The organism is Arachidicoccus rhizosphaerae (assembly GCF_900107765.1).
GTDB classification, from domain to species: domain Bacteria; phylum Bacteroidota; class Bacteroidia; order Chitinophagales; family Chitinophagaceae; genus Arachidicoccus; species Arachidicoccus rhizosphaerae.
Genome location: NZ_FNQY01000005.1, coordinates 206,107 through 227,321 on the forward strand (window position 1 = coordinate 206,107; position 21,215 = coordinate 227,321).

16 protein-coding genes are annotated in these 21,215 nt (G+C 43.4%); 7 read left to right on the forward strand and 9 right to left on the reverse strand.

Annotation, left to right across the window (positions count from 1 at the left end; all coding sequences use genetic code 11):
• The first annotated feature begins 44 nt into the window (after nt 1-44).
• On the forward strand, nt 45-1,853 hold the full coding sequence (locus BLU80_RS06420; RefSeq protein ID WP_091395290.1) for an ABC transporter ATP-binding protein: 1,809 nt from the start codon (nt 45-47) through the stop codon (nt 1,851-1,853).
• A gap of 210 nt (nt 1,854-2,063) precedes the next feature.
• Complete coding sequence (locus tag BLU80_RS06425) at nt 2,064-2,810, forward strand: class I SAM-dependent methyltransferase (protein WP_091395294.1); 747 nt, start codon at nt 2,064-2,066, stop codon at nt 2,808-2,810.
• A gap of 123 nt (nt 2,811-2,933) precedes the next feature.
• Here BLU80_RS06425 and BLU80_RS06430 read toward each other — a convergent pair whose 3' ends face one another.
• The 6 genes from BLU80_RS06430 to BLU80_RS06455 all read right to left on the reverse strand — a co-directional run bounded on the left by BLU80_RS06430 (nt 2,934) and on the right by BLU80_RS06455 (nt 8,776).
• The gene (locus tag BLU80_RS06430; RefSeq protein WP_091395297.1) at nt 2,934-4,103 is read right to left on the reverse strand and encodes a lytic transglycosylase domain-containing protein; all 1,170 of its coding nucleotides are present in this window, start codon (nt 4,101-4,103) and stop codon (nt 2,934-2,936) included.
• A 165-nt stretch (nt 4,104-4,268) separates the two neighbouring features.
• Entirely contained in the window at nt 4,269-5,732 is a 1,464-nt protein-coding gene (gene gatA, locus BLU80_RS06435) for an Asp-tRNA(Asn)/Glu-tRNA(Gln) amidotransferase subunit GatA (protein ID WP_317042138.1), read from the reverse strand.
• Nucleotides 5,733-5,903: 171 nt separating this feature from the next.
• Nucleotides 5,904-6,146 carry a Sec-independent protein translocase subunit TatA/TatB gene (locus tag BLU80_RS06440; RefSeq protein WP_091395304.1) on the reverse strand — a complete coding sequence of 81 codons (243 nt, stop codon included), beginning with the start codon at nt 6,144-6,146 and terminating at the stop codon, nt 5,904-5,906.
• A gap of 111 nt (nt 6,147-6,257) precedes the next feature.
• Nucleotides 6,258-7,331, reverse strand: a complete 1,074-nt coding sequence (locus tag BLU80_RS06445) for a fatty acid desaturase family protein (protein ID WP_091395307.1) — start codon at nt 7,329-7,331, stop codon at nt 6,258-6,260.
• A 36-nt stretch (nt 7,332-7,367) separates the two neighbouring features.
• Nucleotides 7,368-8,087: a bacillithiol biosynthesis deacetylase BshB1 gene (gene bshB1, locus BLU80_RS06450; protein WP_091395310.1), complete on the reverse strand. Its 720-nt coding sequence runs from the start codon at nt 8,085-8,087 to the stop codon at nt 7,368-7,370.
• A 77-nt stretch (nt 8,088-8,164) separates the two neighbouring features.
• The gene (locus BLU80_RS06455) at nt 8,165-8,776 is read right to left on the reverse strand and encodes a DUF4294 domain-containing protein (protein ID WP_244518782.1); all 612 of its coding nucleotides are present in this window, start codon (nt 8,774-8,776) and stop codon (nt 8,165-8,167) included.
• A gap of 148 nt (nt 8,777-8,924) precedes the next feature.
• Here BLU80_RS06455 and holA point away from each other — a divergent pair, with 148 nt between their 5' ends.
• A complete protein-coding gene (gene holA, locus BLU80_RS06460; protein WP_091395316.1) occupies nt 8,925-9,920 on the forward strand; it encodes a DNA polymerase III subunit delta in 996 nt (331 codons plus the stop codon).
• Nucleotides 9,921-9,944: 24 nt separating this feature from the next.
• Here the strand turns inward: holA and BLU80_RS06465 are convergent, their stop codons facing one another.
• Nucleotides 9,945-11,681, reverse strand: coding sequence for a RecQ family ATP-dependent DNA helicase (locus BLU80_RS06465; protein WP_091395318.1), 1,737 nt, complete (start codon nt 11,679-11,681; stop codon nt 9,945-9,947).
• Between the two features lie 214 nt (nt 11,682-11,895).
• Between BLU80_RS06465 and BLU80_RS06470 the strand changes: the two genes are divergently transcribed.
• From BLU80_RS06470 to BLU80_RS06485, 4 genes are all read left to right on the forward strand, one after another.
• Nucleotides 11,896-12,489 (forward strand): AraC family transcriptional regulator, encoded by a 594-nt coding sequence (locus BLU80_RS06470; RefSeq protein WP_091395321.1) that lies wholly within the window; start codon nt 11,896-11,898, stop codon nt 12,487-12,489.
• Nucleotides 12,490-12,662: 173 nt separating this feature from the next.
• A complete protein-coding gene (locus BLU80_RS06475; RefSeq protein ID WP_091395324.1) occupies nt 12,663-15,146 on the forward strand; it encodes a heavy metal translocating P-type ATPase in 2,484 nt (827 codons plus the stop codon).
• Nucleotides 15,147-15,196: 50 nt separating this feature from the next.
• Nucleotides 15,197-15,421: a heavy-metal-associated domain-containing protein gene (locus tag BLU80_RS06480; RefSeq protein WP_091395327.1), complete on the forward strand. Its 225-nt coding sequence runs from the start codon at nt 15,197-15,199 to the stop codon at nt 15,419-15,421.
• A gap of 165 nt (nt 15,422-15,586) precedes the next feature.
• Nucleotides 15,587-16,609 carry a cation diffusion facilitator family transporter gene (locus tag BLU80_RS06485; RefSeq protein WP_091395330.1) on the forward strand — a complete coding sequence of 341 codons (1,023 nt, stop codon included), beginning with the start codon at nt 15,587-15,589 and terminating at the stop codon, nt 16,607-16,609.
• Between the two features lie 106 nt (nt 16,610-16,715).
• Here BLU80_RS06485 and BLU80_RS06490 read toward each other — a convergent pair whose 3' ends face one another.
• Both BLU80_RS06490 and BLU80_RS06495 read right to left on the reverse strand, forming a co-directional pair.
• The gene (locus BLU80_RS06490; protein WP_244518784.1) at nt 16,716-19,562 is read right to left on the reverse strand and encodes an alpha-L-rhamnosidase; all 2,847 of its coding nucleotides are present in this window, start codon (nt 19,560-19,562) and stop codon (nt 16,716-16,718) included.
• A 117-nt stretch (nt 19,563-19,679) separates the two neighbouring features.
• On the reverse strand, nt 19,680-21,173 hold the full coding sequence (locus BLU80_RS06495) for a RagB/SusD family nutrient uptake outer membrane protein (protein WP_091395334.1): 1,494 nt from the start codon (nt 21,171-21,173) through the stop codon (nt 19,680-19,682).
• Nucleotides 21,174-21,215 lie beyond the last annotated feature (42 nt).

Genomic DNA, 21,215 nt, shown 5'->3' on the forward strand with positions numbered 1-21,215 from the left:
TGGCTGTAAATTTAGTTACTTTTGCACTCTACCAGGGATAAACAATGAAGAAATTTAAAAGAATATTCAAGTATCTGAGTTATTATAAAGCAAAACTGGCCACCTATAGTATACTGACAATACTAGGGACCGTTTTCGGGGTATTTTCCCTGGGCATGCTGGCCCCTTTCATATCGTTGATTGTCTCTGACGGGGAAAACGGCACCAATGATTTGATTAAATCCAAAGCAGTAGGACAAAGTGTGTCCAATATCCTCAATGATATGATGGCAGACCATGGTAAGGTCTATACCCTTGGTGCCGTCTGTATCTTAATCATTATCCTTACTTTTTTAAAAAATATCTGCATTTACGGTTCCAATGTTATGAGCGCCCCTATCCGCAGCTCCATTGTGCGCCATTTGCGAAGTGATCTGTACCTGAAAACCCTGGTACTACCCATTGGCTTTTTTACGGAACAGAAAAAAGGAGATATAATCTCCAGAATGACCAATGACGTAGCGGAGGTGGATGCCTCGGTGGTCTCCACACTGGAGGGCCTGATAAAAGACCCTTTGACGATACTGGGTTATCTGATTGCCATGATTGTAATCAGTCCTTTACTATCTATCGGCCTTTTTATATTACTGCCCCTGACCGCCGTTTTGATTGGCCGGGTCAGCCGGTTACTAAAAAGGCAGTCAAAGGAAATGTCTGAACAGTTAAGCGTTGCCTTATCACTGATTGATGAAACCTTGTCCGGTATGCGCGTGGTTAAGGCATTTTTAGCGGAGAAATTACTGGGACAAAAATTTGAGACAGTAAACGACCGCATGTTTAATGTGCGTAATAAAATGGCCCGCAGAAGGGATCTGGCTTCCCCGATGACAGAAGTGTTGGGTGTTATCGTACTGGCGGCCATACTGTTTTGTGGCGGCTTGCTGGCCGTCAAATACAAGACCCTTTCCGGTGGCGATCTTTTAAGCTATATCGCCATGTTTGCCATTATTATAAACCCGGCCAAATCCCTTTCCACTGCCTTTTTCAATATGCAACGCGGCGGAGCCGCCCTGGACAGGATTGAGCAGCTGCTTAATACGCCACTGGTTATTGAAGATAATGGTCGCCAGGAACTGGATTTTAAACACCAGATTGAATTTAAAAATGTCAGTTTTGGTTACGACGCAGAACACCTGATCCTTAAAAACATAAATCTCACTATTCCAAAGGGTAAAACGGTAGCCCTGGTCGGAAGCAGCGGTGCCGGCAAGAGTACACTAGCAGATTTAGTCCCCAGATTTCATGATGTTAGTCAGGGCGAGCTGCTTATTGACGGGGTAAATATTAAGGATTATTCATTGCAGTCTCTTAGAAGCCATATCAGTATTGTCACCCAGGAACCTATCTTGTTTAATGACAGCATAAAGGGCAATATAGCGCTTGGTAAAACCGACGCCAGTGATCAGGAGATTCAACAGGCCGCCAGAATAGCCAATGCCTACCAGTTTATTGAAAAAAAGGAAGAAGGATTTGATGCCAATATTGGCGACAGAGGCGGTAAACTCAGTGGTGGAGAAAAGCAAAGATTAACCATTGCCAGAGCCGTGGTCAAAAACCCACCGATACTAATTTTAGATGAAGCGACCTCTTCGCTGGATACCGAAAGTGAAAGACTGGTACAGGATGCCATCAATAAAATGATGAGCAACCGCACTTCCCTGGTCATCGCACACAGACTCAGCACTATCCGCAACGCAGATGAAATTATTGTCCTGCAGGGAGGTCAAATTGCAGAAAGAGGCAACCATGAAGATTTAATGGCCATTCCGGAAGGCATCTATCAGCGGTTAGTAAAAATACAGGCGGTTAAGTAAACAACAGAAGCTCAGTGCTCGACAAACTCACGTCCGATTCTGATTTATCTTTTCCAATGGATCTAGATATTGGAGAATGTAGTACATTTACTCCCATTGAAAATCAGCCGCCGGACAGCGCACTTAAATTGGCCACATATTTGTGTATAAAATTCACCAAATGAAGCCTTTAAACGGTTTTGGCGCATTAACTATCATATTAAGCAACAGATGAACGATATCCAACAATATTTTGAAAACAATACGGGCCGACTCATCCATAAGTGGCACCATTATTTTGATATTTATGACCGGCACTTCTCAAAATACCGGGATAAGGAAATCGTTATCCTGGAAATTGGTGTTTACCAGGGTGGCAGTCTGAAAATGTGGCAGAATTATTTTGGCCCGAAGGCTAAATTATATGCCATAGATATCGATCCCAACTGTAAACAGTTTGAAGACGATCAGACGAAAATATTTATTGGAAGTCAGTCAGACAGAGAATTCCTGAAAAAAACAATGGCTCAACTGCCGCCCATTGATATTTTTATTGACGATGGCGGACATACCATGAAACAACAGATAGTCTCCTTTGAGGAGATATTCTCGCACATAAAATCAGATGGCGTTTACCTCTGTGAAGACCTCCACACTTCTTACTGGCCCATTTACGGAGGAGGTTATAAAAGGAAAAGCTCATTCATTGAATACAGCAAGAACTGGATAGATCAGATAAATGCCTATCACAGCCAAAGCCCGAGGCTTAAGGTCAGCGATTTTACCCGTTCGGTAAAGGGAATTCATTTTTATGATAGTATTGTTGTGCTGGAAAAGGCAGTAGTGCCTCCCCCTAAGGATTCAATGAACGGTAATGCCTCCATACCTACGCCCGTTGCTATCCGCCCTAAAAATTTCTTTGAGCGTAATTTTAACAGGGTCATGGGGATATTGAACCTGCCGTATTATATCGACTAGTTTTAAGCAAATACCTGATTGATCCGATCCGATAAAAAGACAAATGGTCACTACGAACTGTAGTGACCATTTGTCTTTTGTATTATTTGCATCCCCAAAGGACGCGTGATGTTCTGAGATGGATTAACGGTCAATGGCCGTTCTGTCTACCGGTAACTGTTCACTGGAAGAAGAATTAGTATCTAACAGATTATTAAAGCATTCCTGTAATATCTGGTCCTTCTTTTTCATAAACTGGTCTGTTTTACCGTCCGGCAAATGCAGGTCGTAAAACTGTCCGTCTGAAAGTGCCTTATCGAAATTAGGATTAATCTTATCAAAATCCTTCACATTGATATTCAAGACCTTGCAAATTGCTTCTTTCTTATAGATACCCTTGATTCTAACCACGTTGGTGTTTCCAACCAGCTCAATAACTTCATTTCCGTTTTCATTAGCGGCCAGCTCCTCTTTTAATTTCTTGGTTTCCTTGGCGCTCATTGTCGTTATTCCACCACTACCTTCGAAGAAGTAATGGGTGCTGATGAATTTCTTGACATGGTTGCGGGTTTCCTGTGGTAAATAATACTGTACCTTCCAGAAATCCTTACTACCACCGGCAGCCTTAATGGCCTTATTTACACCGCCTACACCGGCATTATATGCTGCAATTGTAAGCAGCCAGTCATTATACTTATCATGTAAGGAAGTCAGCAATTTTGCTGCAGCTTCCGTACTCCTGGTTAAATCAGTTCTGTAATCATGTCCATTTTTAACCAGGCCATATCTCACTGCTTCATCAGGCATCAGTTGCCAGTATCCTAAAGCACCGGAACGCATTCTAAGATGTGCATGTAAGCTGCTTTCGATAACTGCCAGATATTTTAACTGGGTAGGGAGATGATTTTCTTCCAGAATTCTGTCCATGGTCGCAAACATACCTTTGGCGGAAGACTTCATTCTGGTTAAATCCGTATATTCTCTACGTATATAACTATCTGCAAAATCTTCAACCTTGTTGTTTAAATCGACTTTAACATCGGATAAATCTATGGCAGCAGGTTTAACACCTTCTGTGGTAGGATCCAAGGTAACCGGTTTGGTCTTGGGCAGAAGGCTTACAAAACCTTTAGGGCCTTTTGCTTTTAATTTTGTGTCTTTACCCGGTGCAGGAAGCAAATCACCAGTATAACTATTGGTGAATGACATCATTGACAGTGCAAAGCCCCCCATCAGCACGAGGCCAATAAGATACTTAATACCTGTCAAGGTCAAAAAATTCTCCTTTATCCGGGAAACTAAACTCCGCTTCATTCATTTTTTTTTCGTTACAAAACCTCCCCTGGTTCAGCATTTGACTGAACTTCGGGCTTAACTTAGAAAAAATGCGTCTGCATTAATCCTGAACGGTATTACCTCATAATCAAGGTAAACCGGATGCAAAGAAGCTGTTTGATGAGGACTGTTCGTATATAATTCTTAATGTTTGCCTTCTGATTGCATCAATTGATCTGAAAGAGCTAGCAAAGATAACTCTTTTAATTGATCTGACATCACCTGTATACCAAAAGGTATGCCATCATTTGTGCGAAAAAGCGGCAACGAAATTCCCGGGATTCCCACTAAATTGGCAAAAACGGTATAAATATCAGCCAGATACATCTCGGTAGCATCTCCCTGCTTTTCCCCTAATTTAAACGCTACACAGGGGGCATTGGGAGAAATCAATGCGTCGTAATTGTTAAAAATTTCCTGAGATTTCTGAGACAGTAATCTTCTAATTTGCTGGGCTTTAGCAAAGTACGCATCAAAATAAAACGCACTAAGAACAAAAGTTCCTAACATAATTCTTTTTTTCACTTCCCGACCAAAGCCTTCACTCCGGTTCTTCTTATAAAACGCTGTTAAATCTTCGGTTTTTTCGGCTGTCTGGTGCCCGAATTTCACTCCGTCATAACGCGATAAGTTGGTAGAGGCTTCAGCCGTCGTCAGGACATAATAGGTAGGCACCACATAATCAAGCAGTTCAAAATCTATGGCGGTAACACTGTGTCCTGCTGCCGTTAAACGGTCGATTAAACCCGTAATGGCTGATTTAATTTCAGGGTCCAGGCTCGGATGCTCCAGCGCCTGTCTGAAATAAGCCAGTTTATATTTTTTACCTGCGTTTCGCTCTTCAGACAGCAGGCTACTATAAGCTACTACCGGCTCCTGACTAACTGTACTATCCATGTCGTCTGCGCCGGCTATGACTTCCAGTATCAGTGCTGCATCAGGAATATTAATAGAGAAAATACCAATCTGGTCAAAAGTAGAGGCGTAGGCAATCAATCCATACCTGGAAATACGGCCATACGAAGGTTTTAAGCCTACCACGCCGCAAAAATCAGCAGGCTGTCTCACAGAGCCGCCTGTATCGCTGCCCAGACTAACCATGCAAAGTCCTGCCTGTACAGCCACAGCTGAACCTCCGGAAGAGCCGCCCGGGACTCTTGTATTATCCGCATCATTTAATACCGGGCCGTATGCAGAATGCTCATTACTGGATCCCATGGCAAACTCATCACAATTTTGCCTGCCAATAATAATCGCTCCTTCTGCCAATAAACGATCTACCACCGTTGCATTATAAACAGCGGTATATCCGGACAGCATTTTAGAGCTGGCGGTAAGATCGTGACCTTTATAACTAATCACATCTTTTAAACCTACAACAACTCCGTGAAGCCTGCCTAAAGGAGCGCCACTCTGGCGCTGCTCATCCAGCTGACGGGCGCGGTCGAGCGCCTCGGATTCAAATACTTCCAGAAAAGCATGCAGATGCTGTTTTTCGGCTATGCGACATAAAAAATGATTTACAGCCTCCTCGCAACTGGTGCGTTGGTGCTGTAAATCATCTAAATAACTTTCAATAGATGTAAAACTAAACAGAACGGCAAATATTTATAGCTCCGCCCTTAAGGACAGTGCATGTATGAATAATAACATCATTGCTGACCCAAAAGAACTGTCTGTTAATCTATTAAGCAGCAATTGTACAATCTCAATCTATCGAAGGTGCAGGAGCGCTGAATTAGGTGTTTCCTAATGGATGCTCCTGAGAACCTTACACCTTTATTTATCCGTAACAGTATCTACCGGTTCAATGGTTTCAACTGCTTTGGTAGTGGTTGTTTTAGGTTGATCCTTGTCCTTCATCCCTTCTTCCAACTCTTTACGAACGCTGTCTTTAGCATCATTGAATTCACGTACGCCTTTACCCAGACCACGCATAAATTCAGGAATTTTACGGCTTCCGAAAAGAACCAGGATGACTACTGCAATTAATAATATTTCTGAAAATCCAATATCTCCCATGATTTGATTTTTATAATTATGTGAACTACAAAGATAGTTTTTTTATTGAACTGAAAAACTTTGACTTTATTTTTTAACAGCGGTCCGTGCCATGCCGGTTTACGCCGGTCATTAAGCGATTTGACCCATATGTTTCAAAAAGCTGACATGCGATATAAAGGCCTGATACATACGTTTATATTCAATATATGTAACGTTATATTCCTTACAGGCCTGCTTGACAATTTTATTGATAGCCGGGTAATGTACGTGGGAGATTTTGGGAAACAGATGATGTTCCACCTGGAAATTCAGTCCGCCGACATACCAGGAGATAATTTTACTGTTGGTAGCAAAATTAGCGGTAGTTTTTAACTGATGAACAGCCCACTCGTCCTGCAGTTTACCTGTGGCCACATCCGGCATCGGGAATTCCGTATCTTCAACAGTATGTGCTAATTGGAAAACCACACTTAAGATAAGGCCGGCTGTCAAAGAAAAGATCAGATATCCGATGATCCATTTTTCAAAGCCAAGTCTGACAATAGGGATAACAATGAATAAGGTATAATATACTACCTTAAAACCCCAGAATAAAATATGATCCACAGGCTTCATTTTTTTGAGGGGCATTTCTCCGATTTTGCGACTAAAATATTTTTTATAATCGCTGAGCAGCGTCCAGTATATGTGTAAAATGGAATAAAACATCCAAAAATACAAATGCTGAAACTTATGCATTTTATATTTTTTCTGAGTGGAAGCCATCCTTAAGAAAGGCTTGGCATCAATATCATCATCCACCCCATCAATATTGGTAAAAGCATGATGAATAATATTATGTTTCATATTCCACATAAACTGGCTGGCACCTACGATTTCAGCAGAGTAGGCAGCAATTTTATTAACCGCAGGCGATTTACTGAAGCTGCCATGGCCTCCATCGTGCATCACATTAAATCCAACACCCGAAATCAGGGCGCCGATGGCCACGCACAGAAGGATATCCAGCCAGATATTAGCTGGTGTAAAGAATACAGCCTGAATATAACAATAAATCAAGGCGGCATATAAAATAATCGCCTTGCTATAAATACGAGCCCCACCCGTTACGCTTTGTCCGGTGGTGGCAAAATAGTCATTGATACGGTTTTTGAGTTCTACATGAAAAGAATTGCCGCTCTTGGGAAATTTAGGTACTGCCATTTTTATAAGAATCCGTTGATTGTTGAAGTGAAAAGTTTAAAGAATGAATCGATCAAAACTGCTGATACCCAGGGCTCTGGTTTTAATATACCCTTCCCCAAACTCAGCGCCGATTCTTTTGCCGAATAATCTGGCCCTTGCTTCCACACCTTGCATAAATTGTGGTTTAGAGATATAGGTCTGTACCCCGTCTCCCGCTACGACATTAAACTGTGTGGTATAACTCAGAATCGATTCCTGCCTCTGTTCAAATGTATCTGTAATATCAAATATAAAATCCGGTTCGATATAATCATCCTGAATGTAATGATATAAATGCTTGGGCCTCCAGGCCGCTTGCGGCTGACCTTCCAGGCTTGTTTCTATACGGATTAATCCGGACAGAAATGCCGCTTCTTTCACCAGTTGAGAGCTGCGACCATGATCCGGATGACGATCATGGGGCGCATTGCAAATCAACACTTCCGGCTGATATTTGCGGATAGCCGTTATCACCTTCAGGGTATTTTCCTGATTAATCTGGAAAAATCCATCGGCCATGCCCAGATTTTCTCTGGCAGATAACCCTAAAATCCTGCTGGCCGCTTCCGCCTCAGCTTTTCTGGTCTCCGGTGTTCCTCTGGAACCCAGCTCCCCTTTTGTAAGATCTACTACCGCTACCTTCTTGCCCTCTTTTACAGAGGCTATTAATGCTCCGCCACAGCCTAATTCTACATCATCTGGATGAACACCAACGGCTAATATATCTACTTTCATTAATATTTATTATTCTGATACGCACAAAACTGGTCAAAGATACCGCATTTTGTCAAAAAGGAGACTTAAAGTTAGGATTAATAACCATAATAAGCAGCAGCCTGTTGGGCCAGAATCTCTATGGAACGGTCATCGCGTGCACCGTCATAGGTCTGTTTTAGTGAGGACCCAAAGATTTTGGCCACGCCCTGGTAAACGACAGCAGAAAAATCACCTTTATATTCATCGATGATTTCATAACAGCTGTTACCGGTTTCTCTGTTGATGAGTTTCATGAGGACTTTACCCTGATAGACGGATAAGTTTTTCAGTTTACTGGAGAATTTATCTTTCAGCTCCTTTTCATGAGCCTTAATTATTTTTTTACGTTTATGCTTATTGGTCACACCAACCAGCTCCTGATTAATCTGATTAATGACCGATCCCGCCGCTTTGGCATAAGGATAGGTAACATAGACGGCATTTTTAAGGCGTCCCCAGGCCTGATAATATTTGCGCCATTTGGCGGTCATTTGGGCAAACAGATAGAGCGGTTCCAGATCGCTGGTCGGAACGGGAATCCCTGTCTCTGTAAAAGTTAATTCTACCCGAATGGTGTCATAGGGTCCTATCTGCAGTGAGGATGAAAGCTGCTGGGCACCACTGTTCTTACCGATAAGTAGGATACTTATCAGGATAAGTGGGTGCATTATTTTGCTAACTGCTTTCATTTGAGATACGTCTATAAAAGTAATAGAATTCTTTAATCTGCAAAAATAAACGCTAATTATTTTGCGAACATCCCTCATTTCGTTAAAACCCGTCCCAATAAAACGTTATTTAATTTACATTTGCGACATGGCCCTGGAAAAAATTATCAGTGATTGGCAAAAAGGAAGTTTTAAACCTATCTACCTGTTAGAAGGAGATGAATCCTATTATATTGACCAAATCGTCAATTACGCAGAGAAAAAGCTGCTGACCGAGTCAGAAGCAGGCTTTAATCTGACCATTTTTTATGGTCGGGACGCCTCCTGGACCGATGTGGCCAATGCCTGTAAGCGGTTTCCTATGTTTGCAGAAAGACAGGTTGTACTGCTCAAAGAGGCGCAATCCATGCGGGATATCGCCAAACTGGAGTCTTATTGCGAGAAACCTCAGCCAAGTACCATACTGATTATCAGTCATAAAGAGAAAAAACTGGATTCCAGAACCAGGCTCAGCAAGCTCATAAAGAAAAATGGGGAAATCGCCACTTTCAAAAAGATCCCGGATTATAAATTACCAGAATGGATTACCGGTCGTATCAGGGAACTCGGCTATGAGGCTACTCCTAAAACCATCATGTTGCTGGCCGACCATATAGGCACGGATCTTTCCAGGATAGATAATGAACTTAATAAACTGGCTATCAATCTAAAAGACCGAAAAACCATTACCGAGGACGATATTGAGACCTATATCGGCATCAGTAAAGACTATAATGTATTTGAACTTCAACGAGCGGTAGCCAGTAAGAATTTACCCCGGGCCATCAGCATTCTTCAATTTTTTGCCAAAAACCCTAAGGCAACCCCTGTTCAGGTTATTTTACCTACGCTATATGGATTCTTCGCCAAGACATCCATGGTTTTTAATGCAGGTAATAGTGAGGCCGCTGTGGCCAGCGCCCTGGGTGTAGCTCCTTTTTTCGCAAAAGATTATCTGGCGGCAGCCAGACTATACGGGTCAGGAGGCGTTGACAAAAGCATTCTGTTGCTTCACAACTTCAACTTGAAAGGGGTGGGTGTCAATAATGGCGGCGCTTCGGAAAGCGACCTGTTGAAAGAATTAGTCACAAAAATCATTTTGTAATGCCGGCCGGACCCGGCCCTGCCATTACCGCAGATAATCTGCCTGCGCCTTGCAATTATCGCAGATGCCGCAGGGTTCCTCCAAGGACTGGCCAAAATAAGCGGCCAGCATACCGGCGCGGCATTTTTGCCGCTGCCCCACATAACGCAGCAACATATCCAGGCGCCAAACATACCATTTTTTACGCTGCGCATAATGCCCATGATTGAATGACAGGTATTTAGCCGGTGCCCTGCCTGTCAAAAAATGCACCTGAGGCAGACTCCGGGCTGGCAGATACTGAATAAAGCCGGCTTGATTTAATGCGAACATGATTTTCCTAAGCCTGGACTCATCCAAATATAATTGCCAGGCCATCTGGCCTTCCCTTATGGTTACCGGTTCAATAAATATATTTTCATAATGTCGCATCAGGTAATCCAGCACTTCCCCCGGCTCTTTAACACCCTGACAATAGGAATCTATTTCTGCGCGGGAAGCCGTCATTTTTATTTTAGAAGGCAAATAGACCTGTTCTAAATATGATATTAATCCGGACTGCTCCAGTGACCTTAAAATACTATGGACCTGGAGCGGATTCCATTTAAATTTCAAAGAAAAATCTGCTATCTGAAAACTATAAAATCTGTCCTCGCCTACACCAACCGGCAATTGCAGATAATCCGCTAAATCCTGATAAAACTGCTGAATCACTTCAAAATCCGGATAAATCAATTCCGGCATTTTTTCAAGCTGCGCCTGATCGGCCCCTGTATATAATAAAACCGCTTTAGCGGCCAAACCATCTCTGCCCCCACGGCCTGCCTGCTGGTAATAAGACTCCAGATTATCTGTAAGTCCGTAATGCACAACCAGCCGGACATCGGGCTTATCAATCCCCATCCCAAAAGCGCTGGTACAAACCATAATAGAAGGATTATTTTCCACCCAGCCCAACCAGCGTTTTTCTTTTATTTGACTTTCCAGACCTGCATGGTAAAATGCTGCAGGATAACCTAAGGATATTAAATGGGCGGCTAACTGTTCTGTCAGCTTTCTGCTTCTGGCATAAATCAGGACACTTTGCCCGTTATACTGTCTTAACAAATCAAACAACATTTCCTGCCGATGCTCCTCGTCCAGACATTCTGTAACATTGTAGCTAAGCTCCGGCCTTGAAAAACCCTGTGTTAAAACCACGGGGGCTTTCAGCATTAACTGCTCAACAATGTCTTTTTGTACCGCCGGTGTTGCGCTGGCTGTAAGCGCCAGACAGGGCACTCCTGGAAGTCCTCTGCGCAGGCTGCCTATTTTTAAATAGGCTGGCCTGAAATCATACCCCCATTCGGCAATACAATGCGCCTCGTCTACGACTAATAGCTGAATCTTTACTTCGCTGAGCATCTCCAGTAAATCCCGGGTCTCCAGCCTTTCTGCAGACACATACAAAAAACGGTAAAGCCCCTGCTCTACATCATCATAAATCCGGTTCAAGTCTTTTCTGCTTAAGCCACTATGTATAGCGGCAGCGGCTATCCCAATGCGGTTTAACCTTTCCACCTGATCCTGCATCAGGGCGATCAGCGGCGAGACGACCAGACAAATGCCTTCCTGCATCAGGGCAGGCAACTGAAAACAAATCGATTTGCCTCCCCCAGTGGGCATGATGGCCAGCACATCGCGCCCGGCCAGCACGGCCTCAATGACAGCGGATTGAATACCTCTCAGGCCGTCATAGCCCCAGTATTGTTTTAATATGCTTTCAATCCGGTTTGGGTTCATCTGATTATTTTAAACAAAAGGCATCACCTGAGAAAAAATCAAGGTATGCAGGCTGTCTCAGCCTGTCATACAAAATAAAGCATTATTCAGTAAACTCACTTCAGCAAAATGCTCCTCCCTGAAAAACAGTCATGCACATCCGGACAGTAGCCCAAAGGAAAGTACCGATGTCCTTCCATCAACAGCAATTGTATTACCTTTACGGCTAGATCCCATGGCAAAATTGGTACTGCATATCAAAAATATGGTTTGTCCCCGCTGTGTACAGGCTGTAGAAGTTCTGGCAAAACAGTTAGGCTGGGACAATGCCCAGGTGGACCTGGGCACTATTACATGGAAAGAAGATACATCCGGCAGCTCCATCAGTCCCGACAAAGCGCAGCTCGCTGTTTTTTCCAAAGAACTTCAGGCTCTGGGTTTTGAACTTATAGACACGCAAAAAGGCCGCCTCATAGAGCAAATAAAAAAGATTGTCATCAGCCTGGTCAGAAATGCAGACGGAGAAAAGCCCAAAGAAAATCTCTCTCAGATACTCTCCGGCAAACTTCACTATGATTACAACCACCTGAGCGCCATTTTCTCAGCTGCCGAAGGACAGACTATCGAAAAATATTATATCGCACAGCGCATAGAATTTGTCAAGGAATTGCTGGTATACGATGAACTCACCCTAAACCAGATTGCCTTTAATCTCGGATACAGCAGCACAGCCCATCTGAGTGCCCAGTTTAAAAAAGTAACAGGGCTTACTGCGAGCCATTTTAAGCAGATTAAGGACAAAAAAAGGAAATTCCTGACAGACTTATAACAAAAAAACATCTGCTGCCTGCCTGGTCCTTCCCGGCATTTTGCGCCTTAACTGCCATTTTCCGGATTTCCGGGAAAAACTGTAAGATTTCCCTATAAATCTATAATAGCAACCTTACCATAAGAAAGGAACTTTGTGTTTCTTAATATTCAGTTATAATAGCAGTACTCGACATGCAAAGCACCGTAAAAGAAATACAAGATTCATCTCTGGTAAAAACAGCGTCCGCCCGCAAAGGCAGTATTTATCCCCAAAACGACGATAACCGCTCAGCGGCCCATATCCGTCAACATAATTTTCCGGTACTGGGTCTTTCCTGCGCCTCCTGTGCTGGGAGTGTGGAGTCTACCGTTAAACACCTTAAAGGAATCCTGCGGGTTTCGGTAAATTTTGCCACTCAAAGCGCTGTCATTGACTTTGATTCCAAACAAATAAATGAACAGGAGATTCAGGCTGCGGTCAGATCTGTGGGATATGACCTGCTGCTGGAGCCAAGTGATACAGCAGCAGATATTATAGAACAAAAAAATGAAGCCGCCTTTCGGTCCGTAAAAAGGTCAGCGGTTTTTGCCACTATCTTCAGTATTCCGTTAATCATTATCTCCATGTGGGGTATGCACTGGCCCTTTGCCGACTGGGGTATGCTGATACTGGCGACCTTGGTCATCTTTTTATTCGGCGGCCGGTTTTTCGTCAGCGCCTACAGGCAAATGCTTCATGGAAAGGCTGGTATGGACACCCTGGTCGCCCTATCTACCAGCATCGCTTACCTATATTCGCTCAGCGTTATTGCGGTGCCCGGATTCTGGGCTGCAAAAGGTCTTCCAGGCCATCTGTACTTTGAATCAGCAGCCGTTGTCATCTGTTTTATATTACTGGGCAAGGCATTAGAGATGAAGGCTAAAGGGCGTACTACAGCGGATATTAAAAAACTAATGAGTAGTCAGCCTGCATATGCGACGCTGATTGAAGCAGGTCAAAACAGACAAGTTCCTGTCGGTGATATTCAACCGGGCAATGAACTACTTGTCCGACCGGGAGAGTCCATTGCCGTTGACGGCACCCTGCTCTCCGGCCAGCCCTTTATCAATGAGAGCATGATTACCGGAGAACCGGTTGCGGTTGAAAAATCCGTTTCCGACAAGTTATACGCCGGCACCATCAATACCCATTCCAGCTTTACCATGACCGCCACACAGGTCGGCAGTGCTACTACGTTATCTGCTATTATCCGCCTGGTAAAGGAAGCCCAGGGCAGTAAAGCGCCCATACAGCGACTCGTCGATAAAATTGCCGCCCGCTTTGTAATTGTGGTTTTAATTATTGCAGTATTTACATTTTTAAGCTGGTGGCTGATCGGCGGATCTGCCCAGATCTCCAGGGCTATACTGGCCATGGTCAGTGTACTGGTTATCGCCTGCCCCTGCGCGCTGGGGCTAGCAACGCCGGCTGCCATCATGGTAGGGATTGGCAGGGGAGCTTCCATGGGCATACTTATTAAAGATGCCGCCCATCTTCAAAAGCTGGCGGCAGTCACAGACATTGTATTAGATAAAACAGGTACCATCACGACCGGCAAGCCTACCGTACAAGCTACCCTATGGCTAAACCAGCATACCCTGTACAAATCACTTCTTTGCGCCATTGAGCAAAGAGCGCAGCATCCTTTATCGGAGGCCGTTGTCAATCACTTAGAGGGGATGCAAAAGGATGCAATGGGCAACCAAAACACAGCTCATGAAAAGACACCTTCTCCTTCACTTGAAACAACTTTTTTACCAGGTTTAGGACTCCATGCGGTCATTCATGATCCGTTAGAAAACGCCTTAATAAAGAAAACAAATCCCCCGATCCATACCGACTACACTTCCGCCGAAATAAACGGGGCACTACCATTGAATGACTACTATGTGGGCAACGAAAAACTGATGCAGCAATATAATATTGCTTATAAAGATAAAGTTGTTTCAGATTTTGAAGCATTACATCAGGGGGATACGATCATTTATTTCGGTACCAGACCCGTTAAAGACAATACAGATGTAAGTACGAAACATGCATCTGCACAAAAAGGCACTCTTCTTGGAGTACTTGCCATCGCAGACACCTTGAAACAAGACGCAACAGACACCATTAAAAAACTGCATCAGTGGCATATCCAGACCCATTTATTGTCAGGAGATACGCAGCAGGCCGTAGCCAGGGTGGCCACTAAAACAAATATCCAGCATGCATTTGGCGGGTTATTGCCGCAGGATAAGCTGGATTATATTCAGCAGTTAAAGTCAGCAGGAAAAACCGTAGCGATGGTAGGAGACGGCATCAACGACAGTGCCGCCCTGGCAGGAGCCGATATCAGTATAGCACTTTCAGCAGGCAGCGCAATAGCTATGGAAGTTGCAGGGATGACCCTTGTGGGTCATCAGTTATCTAAGATCCCTCAAGGTATAATCCTATCCAAAATGACCAATAAAACAATTAAAGGAAACCTGTTCTGGGCATTTATTTATAATCTGATAGGCATACCTGTTGCTGCAGGCATCCTGTATCCGGTAACTCATTTCATGCTGGATCCGATGATAGCCGGAGGTGCCATGGCGCTGAGCAGCATCTCTGTGCTGATGTCCAGCCTAAGACTCAGATACAGAAAACTATAATCACGAAAATCTGGAACGAATCCTATTTAAATAAAATAAATATACATCTGATGACAACTTATCAATTTAAAACAAATATCAATTGCAGCGGATGCATTGAAAAAGTAACCCCGTTTATGCAACAAATCCCGCAGCTCCTAAGCTGGCAGGTAGACACCAAAAACCCGCAGAAGATACTCACTGTAACAGCTCCGGATCAGCTAAAGATTAACGAACTGGTAACAGCAAAAGTAAGAGAGGCCGGTTTCACGATTATAGCGCTGACAGAGAATTGATAATCTTTTAATTATAAGTCGTTTAGGGGGTACGCCAAAGCGGCTTGTCCAAACAGGCAAACCCCTTTTTTGAAACCTTATTACAAAGATAAATCCACCCTGTGGCCCTGGTTTTACTAGTTTTGTATTGATAAACAATGCTTCAGTTTAATGATACATTCAACTATGGAACCGAAGACTGACAACTCTTCTCAGGACCAGATAAATCCCGGGCAGCAGAGCAGCCTTACTCACCAGCACGCAGACAGTAAGGATCATCATGGACATGCCCATGGTCATTCTCATAGCCATATGCCAGGCCTTGAGAAGATTAATACTGCTTTTATTGTGGGAATAGGTCTTAATACCGCTTTTCTGATCATTGAATTTATCGTAGGTTACCTGCAGGATTCTTTATCTCTAATTAGTGATGCAGGGCATAATGCCACCGATGTATTCAGCCTTTTAATCTCTTTATTTGCCTTTAAAATGATGCAGGCCAAGGCCTCCAGAAAATACACCTATGGCTATAAAAAAGGCACGATTCTGGCCTCTTTGTTGAATGCATTGCTTTTATTTGTTACCGTATTTTTTATTTTCTATGAGGCAATTGCCAGAATAGGAAAGCCTGTAGCCATTCATGGCAACGTGGTTTCTCTGGTGGCTTTGGTAGGCGTATTGATTAATGGGTTCTCTGCTTATCTGTTTTTTAAAGACCAAAAGCAGGATATTAATATCAAAGGAGCTTATCTGCATATGGTAGGCGATGCCATCGTTTCGGTGGGCGTGGTCATAGGCGGATTATTAATGAACTATACGGGATGGTACTGGATCGACACGGTACTTAGTATTATAATTGGCCTGATCATCCTAAAAGCCACCTGGGGACTGTTTAGCCAGAGTATACATCTGGCACTGGACGGAATGCCGGAAGATATTGATGTGGATCAGGTTAAAGCCATTATTTTAACATATCCCGACATAAAGAGTGTCCACCACATCCACATCTGGCCCTTAAGCAGTAATGAGAATGCCTTAACAGCTCATTTAGTTTTATCCGGCACTGATCTTATCCGTTACGAATCCATTAAACAGGAGTTACGGCATGACCTGCTGCATGCCAATATTCATCATGTCACTTTTGAATTAGAAAGTACCAGTTGTGGCGAAACTGTTTGCGCGGATGAAAAACCGCATACCCATGACTAAAACCTCAATAGGTTAACCAATATAAAGCCGGATCCCTTCGGTAAAATACACCATAGCGTATTTTACCGAAGGGATCCGGCTTATGTTTTTAAAAACTTGCCTGCTTTTATTTTTTCACTCCCTGTTTTGCCTGGTTGGCACCGTCCTGAACAAATGTACTTGTCAAATGATAACGGCCTGAACCCAGTTCCAGTTTAACGAACTGGCCGGAAGTCCCCTGAGCTGGCAAAACCTCAGCCTTCTGGCCACCCTGGCCATTCAGAGATTTACCATCCAGGGCCACCGACGCAGGATTGGTTGTAGGGACAAAGACGGTAGAGGTCGTATTGACCGGTATCTCTATATCCATCGATAGATTTGACCCGGATAATTGCCAGCTATTGGACAAAGTGCCAAAATACGTCTTCAGGCTAGCCCTGGCCGAGGTAAACCCACCTCCAATATAAGGCTGAATCTTATTATGTTTATACCCAGGTGCGTCTTCATAGGTATCCAGACCCACCATTTTGCGATACATCCAGTCCCCTATGGCTCCATAGGCATAGTGATTAAAGGAATTCATCCCTGCATTTTCAAAATCCCCATTCTGTTTAATCCCGTCCCAACGCTCCCAGATGGTGGTGGCACCCATTTTTACCGGATACAGCCAGGAAGGATAGGTTTTCTGTAAAAGTAGTTGATAGGCTACATCGCTATACCCAAATCTGGTTAATACAGCACTGATAAACGGGGTACCCAGAAAGCCTGTGGTAATATGATCTCCATAACTATGAATATTCTCCACCAGTCTTTTTGCGGCCTGCGCCCTTAAGTTTTCTGGTAACATATCAAAATTGAGGGCCAGCACATATGCCGTTTGGGTACTGGACACCAGACGACCTGATGGCGTAACATATTCTTTCAAAAATGCCGCCTTGATATCCTTTAATAAGGCAGAATAACTGGTTACATCGCTGCTGCGCCCCAATACACTGGCTGCATTAATCAGTAATTGGGTGGAATGCGCGTAGAAGCATTGAGCGATCAGGTATTTGTCCGTAACCGCTGCACGGCCATCGTTATCATCATCGGGATGATAGAATAACCAGTCCCCGAAATGATAACCCGTATTCCAAAGATTATCCTTACTAACGCTTTTAATATAATCCACCCAGGCCTTCATGCTGGCATATTGCTTCTCCAGGATTTGTTTATCGCCATAGGCGAGATACATATTCCAAGGAATAATCGTTGCAACATCAGCCCAGCCGGCAGCACCACTAGAACCCTCTCCCAGTACATTGGGCACTACGTGTGCCACCCGTCCGTCAGGCAACTGATCTGCCGCTACATCCTGCATCCATTTATCAAAGAAACTATTCACATTGCGGATAAAGGAAGCTGTTCTTGAAAACACTTCTGCATCTCCGGTCCATCCAAGTCTTTCATCTCTTTGCGGGCAATCCGTGGGTACATCCAGAAAATTCCCTCTTAAGCCCCATTCAATGTTATGTTGCAGTTGATTGATTAAAGAATCAGAGCTACTGAACTGACCGGTCTGAGGCATAGCTGAATAAAGGGTAACTGCCGTAAAGTCATCCGGATTCAGGGGTCCGTCCACACCTTCTACGCGTATATATCTGAACCCATGCCAGGTAAAATGAGGATGAAAGGACTCTTCACCTTTGCCACTTAAAATATACTGATCTTCTGCCTTGGCCATGCGTAAATTTGTGGTGTAAAAATTACCCGCTTTATCCAATACTTCAGCATGGAATATTTTGACAGTATCACCGGCTTTGCCTTTTAACTTTACGTCCACCCATCCTACCAGGTTCTGTCCAAAGTCCAGCACTTTCTCTCCGCTTGGAGTCGTGATCACTTTAATCGGCTTAAAACTTTCATGTTGCTGCACCAATTCATTTTGGGTCGTAACCAGATTATCGTAGCCGTCATCAACCACCTTCACGGGAGTCCAGTCATTATCTTTAAATCCGGGAGCCGTCCAGCCGGTTTTAGTTTGCCTGTGATCAATGGTTTCACCGTTATAAATTTCAGCATAACGAATTTCCCCGGTAGCCGATTTCCAGGAGCCGTCCGACAAAACGGTTGCAGTAGTGCCATCTGTATAGGTAATCTCCAGTTGAAAAAGAACGCCTAAAGTCTTTCCGTATAAATTATGATTGCCGCCCCAGGCCAGTGTCCCTCTATACCAGCCACTGCCCAGCATCACCCCGACCGCATTGTCACCGGCTTTGACCAGATCAGTTACATCATAAGTCTGGTATTGAAGTCTTTTATTATAGCTTGTCCAACCGGGTGTCAGAAACGCATTCCCTACTTTCTTCCCATTTATAAAAGCTTCATATAATCCGTGGGCCGTAATTATAACCCTTGCACTTTGAATATTTTTATTCAATTTAAATTCTTTGCGCAGCAAAGGGCTAGGCCTAAGAATCGAATCTTCCTTATACCCAGGTTCAATCCATGTAGCCTTCCAGTCCTGTTTTTCCATCATGCCCGTTGTGAAATCCGCGGGTTCACTCCACTTTGACTCATTTTTCTGGTTATCCCAAACTTTAACCTGCCAGAAATATTTTTGAGCAGATTTAAGCGGTGCCCCCTGGTATACCACATGAAGGGATTGATCAGTATTCACCTTTCCTGAATTCCAAATGAGCTTTTTATCCTTTTGCAGATCAGTAACTGAAGTGGCCACCCGAATTTCATAAGCAGTCTGTACAACATTTTTGCCTGTGGAGTTACTGGCAAAAGAAAATCTTGGCTGGGCTACAGCCACCCCCATGGGGTTTATTTTATTTTCTACCCAGCCTTGCTCTACCTCAATTTGCGCCCGCATTGCACTGGAAGTACAAAGAAGCAGACAACAAAAAATCCACTTGTAACCAAGGCTTTTTCCCGCCCGTCCATTTAAAGAAAAATAACTCCTTCGTAGCAATTTTGTTTCTTTCATAAATACAATAGTTTTTATTTTTTTACCGTTAAAAAACAACCCTTTAATTTATATCGACATTTAAATTGCGAAAATTGACAGTATGACACTTCAATTTAAGCTATTTTCTCAAATAAATCACCATCCTTCATTCTGTTCAATTCCATTTAGCTGAATTTCGGTCAGTGGGATGGGGAACAATAGTTTATAATCCTGAAGATCATAAGAGGAAGCAGGCAGCCAGCTCTGATAAGTCTTTTGCTGTTGACCATTTGCGGTCATGACTTCTTTAGCCTTCCCTGTTCTTAACAACTGAAACCATCTGTGATTCTCAAAGGCATCTTCCATGCGCTGCTCATGGTAAACGGCTGTACGGAATTTTTCCTGGTTTAACACAGAACTTAATTCCTTTAATCCGGCCCGCTTACGCACCTGGTTGATGGCCGTATAAGCACTGCTTATCGGACCTGAAAGTTCATTAATGGCCTCAGCTTTCCAGAGCAGCACCTGAGCATAGCGGTAAACATAAAAATCATTATCCTGTTTGCCTGAAACTGTTGGCTTGGCTGCGTATTTATTGATATAAGGCACCGAATCATGCTGCGCCTCCACATATCCTTTATCAACATTTAACGGATCTACAAACCATGCAATGGAAGCTGTCTTTCTTAAATCTCCTGATTCATAATCACCTAATAAATCACGGGTCGGTATATTTCTGCCTGAGCCACTATTGGGATCAAAAGACCCGATTGTTTTAAATCCGGAATATAAGGGTGCAAAATGATACAGATAATTGCTGGCTTCTCCCTCAATGGCATTACTGAATTGTATTTCAAATATTGATTCCGTATTATTTTTATTGGCCGGCAGATATAAAGCACTATAGGACGCCATCAAGGAATAACCGGTGACCTTATCAAAGGCATCAATAGCCTTCTGATATTGCTTTCTTGTTAAATATACTTCCCCTAATAGAGTATTGGCCGCTCCCTTTGTTGCCCTTCCCAAGTCGGCAGATGGCCAATTATCCGGCAAGAAACCGGTAGCCGAAACGGCATCCTGTATAATTTGTGCGTACAAAGAATCAACTGTAGCTTTTTTATGGTACGCATCGGAAGGATCGTCCACAACGTCCAACACCAACGGCACACTGCCCCATAGCCGGACTAAATGAAAATATAATAAGCTTCTTAGAAAAAGTGCCTGCCCATAAATCTGGTTTTTAACGGTGTCGCTATCATAAGTCACATCGTCAATATGAGAAATCACCCCATTACACTGTGCAATCGTATTATAAATGGAAGACCAGATGGATTCCAGATAATTGTTATCTGTTGTTACCTGAAAATAGTCTACATTTTCTAATTGCAGCGAGCCTCTGTCCTCATTATTATATTCAAACGTTGTGTTGTCAGATCTCATTTCTGTAAGCGCCCAGAAATTACCCCCCGCTGCATATAAGGATTGCAATCCTCCATAAGCGCCATTGAGTACTTCCTTCACCTGCGTGGCATTCTGGTAAAAAGTTGTTGAGGATGCAAAATCCTGAGGCTGCTGATCCAAAAACTTATTACACCCTAAATTCATGCAAAAAATCAACCCGATTATTATACAACTATTAATTTTCATGATTTTCTTTTTTTAAATTAAAATGTAAGGGTAAACCCCAAA